The organism is Actinomadura terrae, from assembly GCF_022751215.1.
GTDB classification, from domain to species: domain Bacteria; phylum Actinomycetota; class Actinomycetes; order Streptosporangiales; family Streptosporangiaceae; genus Spirillospora; species Spirillospora terrae.
This window is the reverse complement of sequence record NZ_JAICDG010000002.1, coordinates 1,873,113-1,888,426: the sequence shown is the minus strand read 5'-3', so window position 1 is coordinate 1,888,426 and position 15,314 is coordinate 1,873,113. Positions and strand designations below refer to the sequence as shown.

The window sequence follows — 15,314 nt, the reverse complement described above, 5'->3', positions numbered from 1 at the left end:
CTCAAGCGTGCGCCGGGGCCGCACATCGCGGCATCGGGCGCGGGGCCAGGCCCGCGGCTTCGGCATCGGCCGAACGGTCGATCCCCGGGTCGGCTCCGGGTCGTAGCCTCGTGTTCCATGACCGACCTGGCCCGCCGCAGGGGCACACCCCGGAACGACCCGGGCGCGCGGCTGGACCGCATCCACTCCGTGGGCGGCTGCCTGGTGCGCGGCGCCTACGGCGGCTTCGCGGGCCTGTACCTGCTGGCCTGCCTGCTCGGCACCCCGAAGACCGGAACGAGCCTGTGGCTGATCGCGGTGGCGGCGGTCGTCAACGTCGCCGCCGTGACGATCCGGTTCCCGCTGGTGTGGGCGGCGTCGGCGGCGCTGGCGTCGGCGCTCAGCACCCTGCTGATCGCGCCGGTGATCGGGCCGGACCTCGGCAACCCGAGCATGTTCGCCGAGATCGGCGGGCTGCTCATCGTCGTCGCCCGGGTCGTCTGGCGGGCGCCGCGCCGGCGGCTCGTCTGGATCACGGTCGCGCTCGCCGTCGCGGTGCTGATCGTCCCGCTGCGCTGGTCGGTGGTCGGCGCCGTGCTGTTCACCGCGCCGCTCGGCATCTGCGTGGCGATCGCGCTCGGCGCCGGGCTCTACCTGCGCGCCGTGGACGCCCGGCGGTCCAGGTCGCTGGCCGCCGCGCGGCGCGACGAGCGGCTGGAGCTGGCCCGCGACCTGCACGACTTCGTCGCCCACCACGTGACCGGCATCGTGGTCCAGGCGCAGGCGGCGCGGTTCGCCACGCGGTCGGGCGCCGGGCAGTCCCCCGAGCAGCTCGACACGATGTTCGAAGGCATCGAGCAGGCGGGCACCGAGGCGCTCACGTCGATGCGCCGGATGGTCGGGCTGCTGCGGGACGCGCAGCACGGCGCAAGCGCGGCGGACGGTGAGGCGTTCGGCGACCCCGCCCGCGCGTCCGGTGAGCGCGGGTCGGCGACCCGTCCGGTCGGCGACCTCGCGCAGCTGGAGCGGCTCGTCGAGGGGTTCCGGCATCCGCCCGCCGTCCTCGCGCGGGCGCCCGACCTCGGCTCACTGCCGCCCGAGGTCGCGACCTCGGTGCACCGGGTAGTGCAGGAGGCGCTGACCAACGTCCGCAAGCACGCCGCCGACGCGACGTCCGTCCAGGTGAGCGTCGCGCGGCTCGGGGACGGGGCGGTCGAGGTCGCCGTCCGCGACGACGGGCAGGGACGCGGCCGGCGGCTGCCCTCCAGCGGGTTCGGGCTCTCGGGCCTGCGCGAGCGGGTCGACGCCCTCGGCGGGCGGCTGAGCGCGGGGCCGCGCCCCGAGGGCGGCTGGGAGGTCGTCGCCGTCCTGCCCGTCCACGGCGCCCGGCGGGCCTGAGAGAATCGGGGACGTGACCATCCGCGTACTGATCGCCGACGACCAGCAGATGGTCCGGACCGGGTTCCGGATGATCGTCGACTCCCAGCCCGACATGGAGGTGGTCGGCGAGGCCGCCGACGGCGCCGAGGCCGTCGCGCTCGCCCGGCGGCTGCGTCCCGACGTGTGCCTGTTCGATATCCGGATGCCGCGCATGGACGGCCTGGAGGCGACCCGGCTGCTGGCCGGCCCCACCGTCGCCGACCCGCTGCGCGTGGTGATCGTCACGACGTTCGACATGGACGAGTACGTCTACGGGGCGCTGCGCGGCGGCGCGGTCGGGTTCCTGCTCAAGGACAGCGGGCCCGCGCTGCTGGTGGAGGCGGTGCGCGCCGCCGCGAACGGGGAGGCGCTGGTGTCGCCGTCCATCACCGTCCGGCTGCTGGAGCACCTGGCGACGCCGCCGCCCGCGCCGGTGCGGCCGCGCGAGGCGCTCACCGACCGCGAGCTGGAGGTCGTCCGGCTCGTCGCGCGCGGCCGGACGAACGAGGAGATCGCGGGCGAGCTGTTCGTGTCGCTGTCCACGGTCAAGACGCACCTCGGCAGCATCCACCGCAAGCTCGGCACCCGGAACCGGGTCGAGTCGGCCGCGTGGGCGTGGGAGTCGGGCCTCATGACCTGACGCCGCACCGGCGGTGGAGCGGGGCACGATGGAAGAAGCGACGGGGGGACGGCACTGGCACCGGAGTCGATGAACGGGCTGCCCACGGCCGTCCTGATCGTGTGGGCGATGTGCGTCCTCGGGTGGGGTGCCGTTTACGTCGGATTGCGGCGCGGCCTGCACGGTCTCTCGCGCGGGCCCGCGCTGTTCGCGCACGCGCTGACCCCGGCGTCGGTCGTCCTGCTGTGCTCGCTGATCGGGTTCGGCTCGCTCCAGTCGCTGATCGTGCTGGCCGCCGAGTGGTGGGCGCTGCTGCTGGTCACCGGCCTGCGCCCGGAACGGCTGGTCGCCACGGGCGGGCTCGGGAGGCTCGCGTCGTGGGCCGCCGTCGCCGCCGCCGGGACGCTCCTCGGGGGCCACCTCGTCCTCTAGGGAACCCCGCCGGGTCCTCCGAGGAACCCCGCCGGACGGGTGAACCCGCGTTGGGCGACGTCAGTCAAACGTACGTAGTATCCGAAGCGACGGATGGCCAAGGCGGGCCGGTCCAGTGTGGGGGGCGGCCCCACGTCCCCCCGGAACGGCTCGAAACCCTCGGAGGTGGAGCATGCCGTGTGCACTGTGCGGCGACATCATCCCGACCGAGGTCGCCCGCTGCCCGGCCTGCGGCGCGTGGGCCAGGCGCCGCGACTTCCGGGCCGTCGGCGTCGCGGTGTTCATGCTGCTCGGCTTCAACGCGTTCGTCGCGCTCGGCTCGGGGATCAGCCTGTTGCGGATGGCGCGGCCGCTGCGCGGCGAGACCCACGACACCTACGATCCGGGCGCCACCCACCGGGCGCTCGCGCCCTACACCGACGTGTTCCTGATCTGCTCGATCATGGCGGCGGTCACCGGACTGCTGTATCTCGGCTGGCTGTGGCGGGCCTACCGGCAGTCGCCGGGCCCGCACCGGCACCACCGCGCGTGGGTGGTGCTCGGCTGGCTCTGCCCGATCGTCAACCTGTGGCTGCCGCCCCGCCTGGTCTACGAGGTGTGGGTGAACAGTGGCCGGTACCGGACGGCCGAGCGGCAGGCGGCGGGGCTCGTCGTCGCCGCCTGGTGGACGTGCGCGCTGCTCGCCGTCCTGCTCGCCCGCGTGTTCACCGCCGGCAGCGTGGAGACGCTCGCCGAGGCCCGCTTCGACGTCCACGTCGGCGTCGCCGCCGCCGCGTTCCAGGCCCTCGCCGCCGCGCTGTGCATGGCCAACGTCTTCCAGATCACCCGCCTCCAGGTCGCCCGCAACACCTAACCCGAACTGCCCTGGCTGGTGTGCCAGAGGCGGGCTCGGGGCGGGCGCCTGACGGCCGGTCCCGCCGGGCCGATGTCGGAGTAGCGGGACATCGCGAAGCCCGTCGGCTGGACGATCCGGTGCCCCACGGGACGGCCGACCGGCCCGGGGCGGGCCATCGCGGCGCGGACCGCGTCCAGGCCGTCCCGCCGCCAGATCTCGTGCAGGGCGGCGAGGTCCCAGCAGGCGGTGGCGGTGACGGAGAAGGCGCGCTCGCCCGCCCGGCGCAACCGGCCCCGGGCGACCAGCAGCCACGAGCCGAACACGGTCGCGGCGCACCGCTCCTGCACCGACTCGAAGAACGTGAGGTCGACCGGGCCCGACGCGTCGTCCAGCGTCGCGAAGATGACGCGCTGCCCCGACCTGACCGCCGGGGTCTGCGTCGCGACCTTCACCCCGGCGACCAGCACGTCGCTCTTGTCGGGACGGCCCGGCAGCGCGCCCGCGCGGACGACGCCGAGGTCGCCGAGCAGCCCGTCGTAGAAGCTGAGGACGTGGCGGCTCACGTCCATGCCGAGGATGTCCAGCTCCGCCTCGACGATCTCGGCGGGCGTCATCGGCGGCAGCTCGCCCAGGGGGACGTCCTCCGCGAGGTCCAGGCCCTCCGGGCCGCCGAGCGGGAGCTGCCCCTCGGGGACGGCGCGGTCGGCGCGGCCGGTGCGGTGCAGCGCGCCGACCCGGCAGAGCAGGTCGCGGCGCGGCACCGGCGGCTCCCGGTACAGCGCGTCGAACCCCCCGGCCAGGACGAGCCGCTCCGCGACCGGCCGCGACACCCGGGCGCGGCGCCAGAAGTCGGTCAGCGACGCGTACGGGCGGCCCGCCACGATGCGGCCGACCTCCGCGTCGCTGATCCCCCTGACCTCGCTCAACGCGACCCGGATGCCGGACGGCCCGCCCCGTGACACCGGCTCGGCGTGCCAGGCCGCCGCCGACCGGTTGACGTCCAGCGGCAGGATCGGGACGCCGAAGTGGCGGGCGTCGTCCAGGATGACGCGCTTGGGGTACATGCCGGGGTCGTGGGTGAGGACCCCGGCGTAGAAGGCGGCGGTGTGGTGCCGTTTCAGCCACGCCGACTGGTAGGTGGGCAGCGCGAACGAGGCGGCGTGCGCCTTGCAGAAGCCGAACGCGCCGAACGCGGTCAGCGTCCGCCAGACCCGCTCGACCGACGGCACGTCGTAGCCGCGCGCGAGCGCCCGCTCCCGGAACCACGCGCCGACCACGGCCTGGCCCTGCTCGTGGTTGAGGTTCCGCCGCGCGGCCTCGGCCTTGGAGAGGCCGCAGCCGGTCATCACGTCGAAGATCCGCAGCACCTGCTCGTGGAAGACGACCACGCCGAGGCTCTCGCGCAGCACGGGCTCCAGGTCGGGGTGCGGGTACTCGGGCTCGCGCGTCCCGGCGCGGGCGGCGAGGAACGGCGAGACCATGTCGGAGTTCACCGGGCCCGGCCGGAACAGGGAGATGTCGATGACGAGGTCGCCGAGGTCGCGGGGCTGGAGCCGGCCGATCAGCTCGCGCTGGCCGGGCGACTCGATCTGGAAGCAGCCGAGCGTCCGGGACGTGCGGATCAGCTCGAACGTCGCCGGGTCGTCGCGCGGGACGGCCTCCAGGTCGATCTCGTCGCCGGAGGTGCGGGCGGCCTCGGCGACGGCGTGCGCCATCGCCGACTGCATCCGCACCCCGATCACGTCGAGCTTCAGCAGGCCCATCGCCTCGACGTCGTCCTTGTCGAACTGGCTCATCGGGAACCCGACCGCGCTGGTCTCGACCGGGGTGCGGTCGCGGAGCGTCGCGTCCGACAGCAGGACGCCGCACGGGTGCATCGCGATATGCCGGGGCAGGCCGTCCAGCCGCTCGGCGATCCGGAACAGCACCCCGAGCCGCGCGGTCGCGAGGCCGCTCTGCCGCAGCTCGGGCAGCTCCTCCAGCGCGGCGCCGATCTGGCTGGCCCTGATCTGCGGGAACGCCTTGGCGATCACGTCGATCTCGTGCGGCGGCAGCCCGACGGCGGCGCCGACGTCGCGGAGCGCGCTGCGCGCCCGGTAGGTCTCCATCATCGACACGCACGCCGTGCCGTCCGCGCCGAAGCGGGCGAACAGCGCCTCGTAGGCCTCCAGGCGGCGCGCCGACTCCACGTCCAGGTCGATGTCGGGCAGGCCCTCGCGGCTGTCGGCGAGGAACCGCTCCATGACCAGGTCGTGGCGGAGCGGGTCGAGGTCGCCGATGCCGAGCAGGTGATTGACGAGGCTGCCCGCGCCCGAGCCGCGGATCGCGCACCGGATGCCGCGCGCGCGGATCAGCGCGGCGGCGTCCGCGACCGTGAGGAAGTAGGCGGCCAGGCCCTTGCGGGCGATCACGCCGAGCTCGGTGGCGAGCCGGTCGGCCGCCGCGCGCGAGCCTTCGAGGCCCCGGCGGGCCATGCCGTCCGCGCAGCGCGCCAGGAGCTTCGCGTGCGGGTCGCCGTCGACGGCGGGCAGGTGCACGCCGTCCATGCCGAGGTCGGACGGGTCGAGGACGCAGCGCTCCGACAGCCGCCGCGTCGCGTCGAGCAGCGCCCTCGCCTCGGCGCCGGCGATTCCCTCGGCGACGCGGCGCATCTCGGGCACCGACTTGAGGTAGGACTGGCCGGTCCGGTCGTCCAGGTGCCGCCGATCAAGCGGGACGAGGCGGCGCGCCGCGTCCAGTACCTGTGCGACCGGGTGGTCGGCGGCCTCCAGGTAGCGGACGGCGTTGCCGAGCACCGCCGGTGTCCCCGCCTCGCGGGCGAGGGCGAGCATCCGCGCGGCGCGGTGCCCGTCGCCCCGGTCGTGGTGGTCGACGATCTCGACCACGGTCTCGGCGGCGGCGCGCCAGGCGGCCAGGTGTCGGGCCGCGAGGTCGGGACGGCGCGCCGCGACGGCCCGTCCCACGTCTGACGCGGGGCCGAGCAGCACCACCAGGCCGTCCGCGTGATCGGCGATCATCTCTTGAGTGACGAAAGGGTGTCCCCGCTCCCCTGCCGCGTGTGCCGCCGTCACCAGGCGGCACAGCGACCGCCATCCGGCCCGGCCCTCCGCCAGCACGACCACGCGGTCGTCGGATTCGGGGCCGAGGCGCAGGTCGGCGCCGACGACGGCGCCGAGACCCGCGTCCTGGCAGGCCCGCATGTGCCGGACCGCCCCGTACAGGCCGTCGCGGTCGGTCAGCGCCAGCGTCTCCATGCGCAGGGCAGCGGCACGCTCGGCCAGCGCGGCGGGAGCCGCCGCGCCGTACCTGAGCGAATACCCCGAAGCGACATGAAGGTGCACAATCAGTCCCATACCCGGGAAAGCAGCCAGGTTTCGGACGCACCGTCATAGCGCAGCTCGTACACCCCGATCTCCCCGCCCGGGGTCGCCTCGACCCGCCAGAACTCCCGCTCGCCGGTGGCCTCGCCGTCGGGTTGCCGCTCCCGCCACCAGTCGCGGGTCGTGACCCAGTGCTCCAGCACCCGCCGCACGGTGTGGAGCCGGCCACGCCAGACGAACCGGACCGGACGTCCGTCGCTCACCCAGACGTCCACCGGATCGCCGAAGACGCGCGTCATCTGCCTCCCCCTCAGGTTCGCCGCACGGGGGAAGACATGCGGACATTCGAACACACGTTCGCGGGGAGTCTAGGGAAGCACGAGACCCGGAGGCAAGACGGGATACCGCCCCGTCCGAGGTTCCCGCCCGCGGCTAGGCCAGGAGACGGACAAGCTGGTCAGCGACGTGCGCGACCTCCGCCACGTCCGCCATCCCGCCGCCCGGCCACAGGTAGGACCAGCCCGCCGCGACCGGCGTCGCGACCACCATGACCTGCCGCCGCGTCCGCGGGCCGAGCACGCTCAGCACCGACTCCGCGGGCCCGGCGAACCGCCAGGACAGACCGCGCGCCTCGACCTCGTACGCGAGCGCCGCGAGGTGCCGCCGCCGCACCTCGGGGATCTCCCGCCCACCGACTACAGACACTTGATCAGCCGCCTCAGCACCGGGTCGGGCCGTCATCCCGACGCCCCGCCATGGCCGGGCCATGGTTGGGTCATGACCATGCCATGACCATGGGCGATCGCGTGACGACAACTGGTGACCGGGTTCAAGCATGACCCGAAACCCGCTGCTGCGCAGGAGGAATCCGAGAGTACGGCGAGGTTTTCCCGGCCCGCCCGCGATGGACCCGGGCCGCGGGCGGGCCGCACCCCGCCCGGCCGCGCCAATCGGCCCCCCGCGCCCTTCCCCGAGGCCTTCCCTTCGGCCTTCCCGGCGGTCCGCGCGCGGGGTTCGTCACACGCCGGAACCCGCCTCCGGCACCGGAATCGGCGTCATGATAGAAGCCAGGGGAACGAGGTGACGGAGACGAGGACGGGCCCGCGCGGCCCGGCGTCCGCGACAGGTCGAAGGAGCCAGCGATGACCGCCGCCCCCGACGGCGACGTGCCCGATCCGGCGGACGGCGCCCGCCGCCCGGCGCTCCCCTGCCCGGCGGAGCTCGGCCCCGCGATCACCGGCCTGCGCGAGCGCAAGAAGCGGCGGACGCGGCTGGCGCTCATCGACGCCGCCCTGGACCTGTTCCTGGAGAAGGGCTACGACGCGACGACGATCGACGAGATCGTCGCGGCGGTGGAGGTGTCGCAGCGGACGTTCTTCCGCTACTTCGCCACCAAGGAGGACGTGGTCACCGCGTTCCTCAGCGAGTACGACAAGCTGATGGCGGACGCGCTCGCCGCGCGTCCGGCGCACGAGCGGCCGTTCACCGCCCTGCTGGAGTCGCTGCGGGTGGTGCTGTGGACGAGCGTGGCCGCCGGCGGCGGCGACAGCGCCCGGTTCCGCCGCATCCGGCAGGTGCTGGAGTCGACGCCCGCGCTGGAGGCCGCGCAGACGGCCCGCTACTCGGCGGCGGAGAAGACCCTCGCCGCCGAGATCGCCCGCCGCGAGGGCCTGGACCCCGCGCGCGACCTGCGGCCCCATTTCGTCGTCGCGTTCCACACGGCGGCGGCGCGGGTGGCCTTCGAGGACTGCGCGCGGCACGATATCTGGGACCCGGAGACGGTCGCGGCGCGGGTCGAGGAGTCCCTCGCGCTCGCCGTCGCGACCATGCGCGAATGGGCGTGACCGGAAACGGCCCGTGAATGGCGCGGGCCTGGTCGGAGATAAGGGGATCCGGCCGGAATAGCTGGTCAGCATGCCGGGTTGCCGCTGAAAATAGGAACTGAGGAGTGGGTATGCGTGCGATCGTCGTGACCGAGACCGGCGGGCCGGAGGTCCTGCGGGAGGCGGAGCGGCCGGACCCGGTCCCCGGGCCGGGCGAGGCGCTGGTGGACGTCGCGGCGAGCGGGGTCAACTTCATCGACGTGTACTACCGCACGGGCGCCTACCCGCTGGACCTCCCGGCCGTCCCGGGCGTGGAGGCCGCGGGCACCGTCGCCGCGCTCGGCGAGGGCGTCACCGGCCTCGCCGTGGGCGACCGCGTGGCCTGGGCGAACGTGCCCGGCGCCTATGCGGCGCGGGCCGCGGTCCCGGCCGAGCGGCTCGTCCCCGTCCCGGACGCGGTGAGCCTGGACGACGCGGCGGCCACCCTGCTCCAGGGCATGACCGCGCACTACCTGACGCACTCGACGTACGAGGTCCGGCCGGGCGACACCGTCCTCGTGCACGCGGCGGCGGGCGGGATGGGACTGCTGCTCACCCAGGTCGCGAAGGCGCTCGGCGCCCGGGTGATCGGGACGGCGTCCACCGCGGAGAAGGAGAAGCTCGCGCGGGACGCGGGCGCCGACGAGGTGCTCGGCTACGACGGCTTCGCCGACCGGGTCCGTGAGCTGACCGGCGGCGAGGGCGTCGCGGCGGTCTACGACGGCGTCGGCGCCCCCACCTTCGACGGGAGCCTCGCGAGCCTGCGGCGGCGCGGCGTCCTCGCGCTGTACGGCGCGGCGGGCGGGAAGGTGCCGCCGTTCGACCCGCAGCGGCTCAACCCGGCCGGTTCGGTGTTCCTGACCCGTCCGACGCTCGTGGACTACACAGTCGAACGCGAGGAGCTGCTCGAACGCGCCGCCGCCGTGTACGGGTGGGTCGCGTCGGGCGACCTGAACGTCCACGTCGGGCACCGCTACGACCTCGGCGAGGCGGGCACCGCGCACGCCGACCTGGAGGCCCGCCGGACCACCGGCAAGCTCTTGCTGATCCCCTGAATCGGCCCCGCACCATCGCCCGGAGGTGGCCGCCCCTGATCTCCCTTTCGGGGGAACGGGGGCCCGGGCTACCTTAGGCTGTGCGCGGGAGAGACAGATCATCAAGGAGCCCGAGCACCCATGACGACCTACGCCGCCGGACCGCTCGAGCACGACGAACCCCGCGTCCTCGGCCCCTACCGCCTCCTCGGACGGCTCGGGCGGGGCGGGATGGGAACGGTCTACCTCGCCGCCGAGTCCACCGGCCGCAGGGTCGCGGTGAAGGTGGTGAACCGGGAGCTGGCGGGCGAGCCGGAGTTCCTCGCCCGGTTCCGCCGCGAGGTCACCGCAGCGCGCCGCGTCCACCGGTTCTGCACGGCGCCGGTGCTGGACGCCGAGCTCGACCAGGACCCGCCCTACATCGTCACCGAGTACATCGACGGGCCGAGCCTGGAGAAGGCCGTGCTGGAGCGCGGCCCGCTGCCCGGCTCGGACCTGGAGGGTCTCGCAGTCGGCGTCGCGACCGCCCTCGCCGCCATCCACGGCGCCGGGATCGTGCACCGCGACCTCAAGCCGTCCAACGTGCTGCTGTCCTCCACCGGCCCGCGCGTCATCGACTTCGGCATCGCCCGCGCGCTGGACGCCCCGGACGGCCCCACCCGCACCGGCCAGTTCGTCGGCACGCCCGCCTACATCGCGCCGGAGGTGCTGCACGGCGACCCGGTCGAGCAGGCGTCGGACGTGTTCTCCTGGGCCTGCGTCGTCGCCTACGCCGGGACGGGACGCCCGCCGTTCCTCGGGAAGACGGTCGCGGAGACGTTCGAGCGGATCGGGACGGCCGAGCCGGTGCTGGAGGGCCTCGACCCCCGGCTCCGCGCGCTCGTCGCGGCGGCGCTCGCGAAGGACCCGGCCGCGCGTCCGACGGCGCGGGCGCTGCTCGCGCGGCTCGTCGGGCAGGAGGAGGCCGACCCGGAGCAGGTCGCCGAGTCGGTGTCGGCGACCTGGCACCGCGAGGAACGCGACCGCGGTGCCCGGAACGGTACCGGGACCGGCGCCGGGAACGGCGCGAACCCGGCGCCCGCCGCGAGCGTCCCGCCGCCGCGCACGACGTCCGACGCGATCACCGGTGAGCCGCCCGCCGCCGAGCCCCGGCCCCCGGCGCTCGCGCTGGACGACCAGACCGTGCTCGTCGACCTGCCCTACCCCGAGGCGTGGCGCGGCCCGAAGCGCTGGTTCAGCCTCCTGCGCGGCGTGCTCGTCATCCCGCACCTGTTCGTCATGCTCGTCATGTACGCGCTGCTGGTGATCGTGATGGTGCCGAGCTGCCTGCTCATCCCGTTCACCGGCGCCTACCCGCGCGCGCTCTACCGGCTCGTCGTCGGCTGCCAGCGCTGGTCGAGCCGGGTCGTGGCGTACGCGTTCGGGCTCACCGGCGAGACGCTGCCGCCGTTCCGGACGCTCCCCCGGGCGCGGCGCGCGCGCCGCTGACCTCGCCGCTGACCTCGCCGTCTCGAACCTCTCGTTTCCTGGGGCCCGCTAGGGTTTCATCGGATACAAGCCCCCCGATTTCCCAGGATCACCATGACCACGCGCGCAGGAGACCACGGCGAGGCGCTGAGCCCCCTCGACCCCGAGGAGGTCGGCCCGTACCGGCTGCTCGGGCGGCTCGGGCGCGGCGGCATGGGCACCGTCTACCTGGGCGAGGACCGGACCGGACGCCGCGTCGCGGTCAAGGTGATCAACCGGGAGCTGGCCGGGGAGGGCGCGTTCCGGGAGCGGTTCCGGCGCGAGGTGACCGCCGCCGGACAGGTCCGGCGGTTCTGCACCGCGCCGGTGCTGGACGCCGAGCTCGACCGCGACCCGCTGTACGTCGTCACCGAGTACATCGAGGGCCCGAGCCTGGAGCGCGCGGTCGCCGAGCGCGGCCCGCTGCCCGGCTCCGACCTGGAGGGCCTCGCGGTCGGCGTCGCGACCGCGCTCGCCGCCATCCACGGCGCCGGGATCGTGCACCGCGACCTCAAGCCCGCGAACGTGCTGCTGTCGGCCACTGGCCCCCGCGTCATCGACTTCGGCATCGCCCGCGCGCTGGACGCGGCCGAGGGACCGACCCGCACCGGCCAGTTCGTCGGCACCCCGAACTACCTGCCGCCCGAACTGCTGCGCGGCGAGCCGGTGACGCCCGCGTCCGACGTGTTCTCCTGGGCCTGCGTCGTCGCCTACGCCGGGACGGGCACCGCGCCGTTCGCCGGGAACACCGTCCCGGAGATCTTCTACCGGGTCGCGCACGGCGAGCCGAAGCTGGACGGCCTCGACCCGGCGCTGCGGGACGTCGTCGCCGCCGCGCTCGACAAGGACCCGCGGCGCCGCCCGTCCGTGCAGGACCTGCTCGGACGGCTCGTCGGACACCGGCAGGCCGACCCGGCCGAGCTGGCCGAGACCGTCCAGGCGAGCTGGCACGGCGGCACGGGCGCCTCGTCGGCGTCCGCGGCGGGCTCGGCGGGCTCGGCGGGCTCGGCGGGCTCGGCGGGCTCGGGGGGCACGCCCGCGCCGGCCACCGCGACCGCCACCGCCACCGCCCTGCTCGGCCCCGACACGACGCGCAGCGACGCGCCCCCGGCTCCGGGAGGGGACCCCGGCGGGTCGCGGACGCGGCGGCTGCCGCGCCGGCCGCTGATCGCCGGCGGCGCGGTCGGCGTCGTGGTGGTGGCCGTCCTCGCGGTCGTCGGGTTCAGCCTCCGCGGCTCGGACGGCCCGCCCGGCAGGCTCGCCACCGTGTTCAGCGACGACTTCTCCCGGACCGAATCCGGCTGGAGCGGCGGCCCCTTCACCAGCCAGAACGGCTACAAGGACGGCAAGTACCGGATGGAGACCGACGCGGGCAGCGACGCCCGCGAGCAGTGGGTGCCGACCGAGAAGGCGGAGGAGATCCCCGACCCGGTGCTCGCCACCGCCACGGTCGGCGTGCTCCAGGGGGCGCCCGAGAGCCGCTTCGGGCTGCTCTGCCGCGCGAACGACAACGGCGAGCGCGGGTACGCCTTCCTCGTCCGCAACGACGGCAAGGGCGCGCAGCTCCGCAAGGCCAACGGCAGCCAGGGCGCGAAGGAGCTGGCGGCCCCCGACTCCGTCCCGGGGTTCCGGCGCGGCGGGCCGAACAAGGTCCAGATCGCCTGCGAGAGCCAGGGCGGCGGCAAGCGGGTGCGCCTGCGGCTCTGGGTCAACGGCGCGCGGGTCATCGACGCGACCGACACCGACCGTCCGCTCGGCGCCGGGTGGACCGGGATCGCGGTCGAGCGCGGCGGCAACCCGGCGCAGCAGATCGTGGCCGACTTCGACGACTTCGACATGTCGAAGATCCTGGGTTAGGGCCGCGTCAGCGCGCGGGAAGGTAGCCGTTCGTCCAGCGGGCCAGCTCCTCGAACACCCGCGCCCGCACGGGCTCGGCGGACAGCACCAGGTCGTGCAGGCCCCCGTCGATCCGGACGAGCGTGACCGTCCGGCCGAGCCGCGGCGCCCAGCGGGCCATGTGCTCGACGTCCAGGACGGCGTCGGCGCCCGTCACGTCCGGCGCCCGGCGCGTCGGCCGGACGCTGCGCGCCGAGGCCATCACCAGCACCGGCACGTCCAGGTCGAGGCCCCGGTGCAGGCGGAGCTGCCCGCGCCGCACCGCCGCGAGCCACGCCGCCCGCACCGGGAACCCGAGCAGCGGCTTCCACTCCAGGTCGAACTCCCACTCGCCGTCGTGATCGCGGTGGAGGCTGCGCGGATACAGGTCGGACACCTTCGCGGGCAGCGGCGCCTTCGGGAACCGGGAGCGCAGCGCCCGCGCCAGACCCGCGCCGAGCTTGCGCGTGACGAGCGGCTCGGGGAGGTCCAGGAACGGGCTGTTGAGGAACAGGCCGTCCACGAGACCCTGGCCGCGTACCCGGTCGGCCCACAGCGCGGCGATCAGCCCGCCGGTCGAGTGGCCGTTCAGCAGCAGCGTGCCGTGCCCGTCCACCTCCCGGACGATCCGGACGGCCTCGTCGATCTCCGGGAAGTACTCCGACAGGCTGCCGATGAGGTTCGGCGTCTGGTGCGGACGCAGCGACCGCCCGTACTTGCGCAGGTCGAGCGCGTAGAAGTCGAAGCCGAGGTCGACGTAGAAGTCGGCCAGGTGCCGCTGGAAGAAGTAGTCGACGAACCCGTGCAGGTAGAGCACCGCGCGGTCGCGGGACGCCCCGGCGCCGCGCCGCCGGACGAGCGTCGCCACGACCTCGCCCTCGGCGTCGCGGCCCATCGGCAGTTCGATCGCCTCGTAGCCGTCCCCGAGCACGTCCGGCTTGGCGGCTGGCACAGCGTCTGGAATCACGTTCCGACCCCTTCTCCGTCCGGGACCAGCGTAGAGGGCTCCTCAGTCCTTGCGGCCGGTCGTCGCGATCGCGAAGCCGAGGCCGATCATCATGAGGCCGCCGGTGCCGCCGACCGCCGCCAGCCGCCGGGGCGAGCGGGCGAACCAGGCCCGCGCCGTCCCCGCCGCGAGGCCCCAGACGCTGTCGCACAGCAGCGCGAGCACGGCGAAGACCAGCCCGAACACCATCATCTGCAACGGGACGTGCCCGAGGTCGCGGTCGACGAACTGGGGCAGGACGGCGGCGAAGAACACCGTGGTCTTGGGGTTGGTCACGCCGACCACGAAGCCCTGCCACAGCTCCCTGGCGCGTCCCGGGTCGGGCGCGGCGGGCTGGCCGATCGCCTCGTGCAGGGCGTGCCGGTGCCGGAACGCCTGCACTCCGAGGTAGACGATGTAGGCCGCGCCCGCGAGCTTCAACGTCGTGAACACGATGAGGGAGCGTTCCACGATCGAGCCGACCCCGAACGCGACCGCCGCCGTCAGCGCGACGACGCCGAGCTCGTTGCCGACCACGCTGGTCATTGCCGTGGCGCGGCCGTGCGCGAGCGCGCGTCCCACCACGAACAGCACCGTGGGACCGGGGATCACGATGATGGCCAGCGCCATCGCGGCGAAGGCCAGGAGTTGCTGCGTCGACACCATGGCCCGCACGCTATGCGGCGGTCCCGCCCGTTTCCCACCTATTTTTCCGCGCCGCCGGGTGGTCAGTCGCGCGTCAGGCGGTCAGGGTGTTCCAGGTTCCGCCGCGCCGCACCATCAGCTCGTGCGTGAGCAGGCTCCCGGCGGGGACGTCCCACGCGGGATCGGCGCCGTCGCCCCGGTCCTGCGCCCACACCTGCGCGACGGCCCAGCGGAGCTTGTCGACGCCGTCGGGATGTCCGGTACCGGACGCGACGAACACGTCCCGCGCGGGCGCCGCGACGACGAGGTCGCCGTCCACGTCCTGCGCGAGCTTCTCCAGGAAGCCCTCGTCCAGCAGCAGGGCCGCCTCCAGGCCGCCGCGCCGCGCCCGCCGCCCGCCCTGGGCACCCGCGGCAGCGGCGGGGCCGCCGCCGTCGCCGAGCGTCACGGTCACCGCGCGGACGTCGGGATACCAGCTCAGGCTCAGGTCGGGACGCCGGTTCCGCAGGTTGATCGTCGCGAGCCGGCGCAGCTCGTCCGCCACCACGCCGAGCTCCGCGCAGTGCCGCCGCGCCACATGTTCGTAGCGGCGGCCGAGCGGGGCGGCCTCGTCCGCGACCTCCAGCGCATAGGTGACATATAGGTCACCGGCGAACGGGTCGCGGACCGGCTCCTCCTCCGGCGGCAGCGGGAACTCCAGCTGGACCTCGGCGGGCACCCGGGCCTTCATCAGCGGGACGATGAGACTGGACCGCGGCTCGGTCACGGGGCGTTCCTCCTGATGGCTTCCGCACGACGTTCCG

Annotated in this window: 14 protein-coding genes; 8 read left to right on the top strand and 6 right to left on the bottom strand. The window is 74.7% G+C overall.

Annotation, left to right across the window (positions count from 1 at the left end; all coding sequences use genetic code 11):
- Positions 1–117 precede the first annotated feature (117 nt).
- The 4 genes from K2F47_RS18640 to K2F47_RS18625 all read left to right on the top strand — a co-directional run bounded on the left by K2F47_RS18640 (position 118) and on the right by K2F47_RS18625 (position 3,302).
- Positions 118–1,377, top strand: a complete 1,260-nt coding sequence (locus K2F47_RS18640; RefSeq protein ID WP_242905283.1) for a sensor histidine kinase — start codon at positions 118–120, stop codon at positions 1,375–1,377.
- Between the two features lie 13 nt (positions 1,378–1,390).
- On the top strand, positions 1,391–2,038 hold the full coding sequence (locus K2F47_RS18635; RefSeq protein WP_242905282.1) for a response regulator: 648 nt from the start codon (positions 1,391–1,393) through the stop codon (positions 2,036–2,038).
- Positions 2,039–2,107: 69 nt separating this feature from the next.
- Positions 2,108–2,449 carry a hypothetical protein gene (locus tag K2F47_RS18630; protein WP_242905281.1) on the top strand — a complete coding sequence of 114 codons (342 nt, stop codon included), beginning with the start codon at positions 2,108–2,110 and terminating at the stop codon, positions 2,447–2,449.
- 172 nt (positions 2,450–2,621) lie between these two features.
- On the top strand, positions 2,622–3,302 hold the full coding sequence (locus K2F47_RS18625; RefSeq protein ID WP_242905280.1) for a DUF4328 domain-containing protein: 681 nt from the start codon (positions 2,622–2,624) through the stop codon (positions 3,300–3,302).
- On the opposite strand, the gene K2F47_RS18620 is transcribed toward K2F47_RS18625, so the two are convergent.
- The 3 genes from K2F47_RS18620 to K2F47_RS18610 all read right to left on the bottom strand — a co-directional run bounded on the left by K2F47_RS18620 (position 3,299) and on the right by K2F47_RS18610 (position 7,309).
- The gene (locus K2F47_RS18620) at positions 3,299–6,637 is read right to left on the bottom strand and encodes a DNA polymerase III subunit alpha (RefSeq protein WP_242905279.1); all 3,339 of its coding nucleotides are present in this window, start codon (positions 6,635–6,637) and stop codon (positions 3,299–3,301) included. The two genes, K2F47_RS18625 and K2F47_RS18620, sit on opposite strands and share 4 nt — an antisense overlap.
- Positions 6,628–6,903 (bottom strand): DUF6504 family protein, encoded by a 276-nt coding sequence (locus K2F47_RS18615; protein WP_242905273.1) that lies wholly within the window; start codon positions 6,901–6,903, stop codon positions 6,628–6,630. Before K2F47_RS18615 ends, K2F47_RS18620 begins: the two co-directional genes overlap by 10 nt.
- A 133-nt stretch (positions 6,904–7,036) precedes the next feature.
- Positions 7,037–7,309 carry a hypothetical protein gene (locus K2F47_RS18610; protein WP_242905271.1) on the bottom strand — a complete coding sequence of 91 codons (273 nt, stop codon included), beginning with the start codon at positions 7,307–7,309 and terminating at the stop codon, positions 7,037–7,039.
- A gap of 437 nt (positions 7,310–7,746) precedes the next feature.
- On the opposite strand from K2F47_RS18610, the gene K2F47_RS18605 reads away from it, so the two are divergent.
- The 4 genes from K2F47_RS18605 (at position 7,747) to K2F47_RS18590 (ending at position 12,863) form a co-directional block, all read left to right on the top strand.
- The gene (locus tag K2F47_RS18605) at positions 7,747–8,448 is read left to right on the top strand and encodes a TetR family transcriptional regulator (RefSeq protein WP_242905269.1); all 702 of its coding nucleotides are present in this window, start codon (positions 7,747–7,749) and stop codon (positions 8,446–8,448) included.
- A 110-nt stretch (positions 8,449–8,558) separates the two neighbouring features.
- Positions 8,559–9,521 carry a quinone oxidoreductase family protein gene (locus K2F47_RS18600; RefSeq protein WP_242905267.1) on the top strand — a complete coding sequence of 321 codons (963 nt, stop codon included), beginning with the start codon at positions 8,559–8,561 and terminating at the stop codon, positions 9,519–9,521.
- 120 nt (positions 9,522–9,641) lie between these two features.
- Positions 9,642–10,988: a protein kinase domain-containing protein gene (locus K2F47_RS18595; protein WP_242905265.1), complete on the top strand. Its 1,347-nt coding sequence runs from the start codon at positions 9,642–9,644 to the stop codon at positions 10,986–10,988.
- A gap of 93 nt (positions 10,989–11,081) precedes the next feature.
- Complete coding sequence (locus K2F47_RS18590) at positions 11,082–12,863, top strand: serine/threonine-protein kinase (RefSeq protein WP_242905256.1); 1,782 nt, start codon at positions 11,082–11,084, stop codon at positions 12,861–12,863.
- A gap of 7 nt (positions 12,864–12,870) precedes the next feature.
- Here the strand turns inward: K2F47_RS18590 and K2F47_RS18585 are convergent, their stop codons facing one another.
- The 3 genes from K2F47_RS18585 to K2F47_RS18575 all read right to left on the bottom strand — a co-directional run bounded on the left by K2F47_RS18585 (position 12,871) and on the right by K2F47_RS18575 (position 15,277).
- The gene (locus tag K2F47_RS18585) at positions 12,871–13,848 is read right to left on the bottom strand and encodes an alpha/beta hydrolase (RefSeq protein ID WP_242905254.1); all 978 of its coding nucleotides are present in this window, start codon (positions 13,846–13,848) and stop codon (positions 12,871–12,873) included.
- Between the two features lie 42 nt (positions 13,849–13,890).
- Positions 13,891–14,532 (bottom strand): LysE family translocator, encoded by a 642-nt coding sequence (locus K2F47_RS18580; protein WP_242905252.1) that lies wholly within the window; start codon positions 14,530–14,532, stop codon positions 13,891–13,893.
- A 73-nt stretch (positions 14,533–14,605) separates the two neighbouring features.
- Complete coding sequence (locus K2F47_RS18575) at positions 14,606–15,277, bottom strand: DUF1444 domain-containing protein (RefSeq protein WP_242905250.1); 672 nt, start codon at positions 15,275–15,277, stop codon at positions 14,606–14,608.
- Positions 15,278–15,314 lie beyond the last annotated feature (37 nt).

Bases quoted from the DNA above. Each gene is read 5' to 3' on its own strand.
- K2F47_RS18640 (WP_242905283.1), top strand. From the start codon at position 118: ATGACCGACCTGGCCCGCCGCAGGGGCACACCCCGGAACGACCCGGGC.
- K2F47_RS18630 (WP_242905281.1), top strand. From the start codon at position 2,108: ATGAACGGGCTGCCCACGGCCGTCCTGATCGTGTGGGCGATGTGCGTC.
- K2F47_RS18625 (WP_242905280.1), top strand. From the start codon at position 2,622: ATGCCGTGTGCACTGTGCGGCGACATCATCCCGACCGAGGTCGCCCGC.
- K2F47_RS18620 (WP_242905279.1), bottom strand. From the start codon at position 6,637: ATGGGACTGATTGTGCACCTTCATGTCGCTTCGGGGTATTCGCTCAGG.
- K2F47_RS18615 (WP_242905273.1), bottom strand. From the start codon at position 6,903: ATGACGCGCGTCTTCGGCGATCCGGTGGACGTCTGGGTGAGCGACGGA.
- K2F47_RS18605 (WP_242905269.1), top strand. From the start codon at position 7,747: ATGACCGCCGCCCCCGACGGCGACGTGCCCGATCCGGCGGACGGCGCC.
- K2F47_RS18600 (WP_242905267.1), top strand. From the start codon at position 8,559: ATGCGTGCGATCGTCGTGACCGAGACCGGCGGGCCGGAGGTCCTGCGG.
- K2F47_RS18595 (WP_242905265.1), top strand. From the start codon at position 9,642: ATGACGACCTACGCCGCCGGACCGCTCGAGCACGACGAACCCCGCGTC.
- K2F47_RS18590 (WP_242905256.1), top strand. From the start codon at position 11,082: ATGACCACGCGCGCAGGAGACCACGGCGAGGCGCTGAGCCCCCTCGAC.
- K2F47_RS18580 (WP_242905252.1), bottom strand. From the start codon at position 14,532: ATGGTGTCGACGCAGCAACTCCTGGCCTTCGCCGCGATGGCGCTGGCC.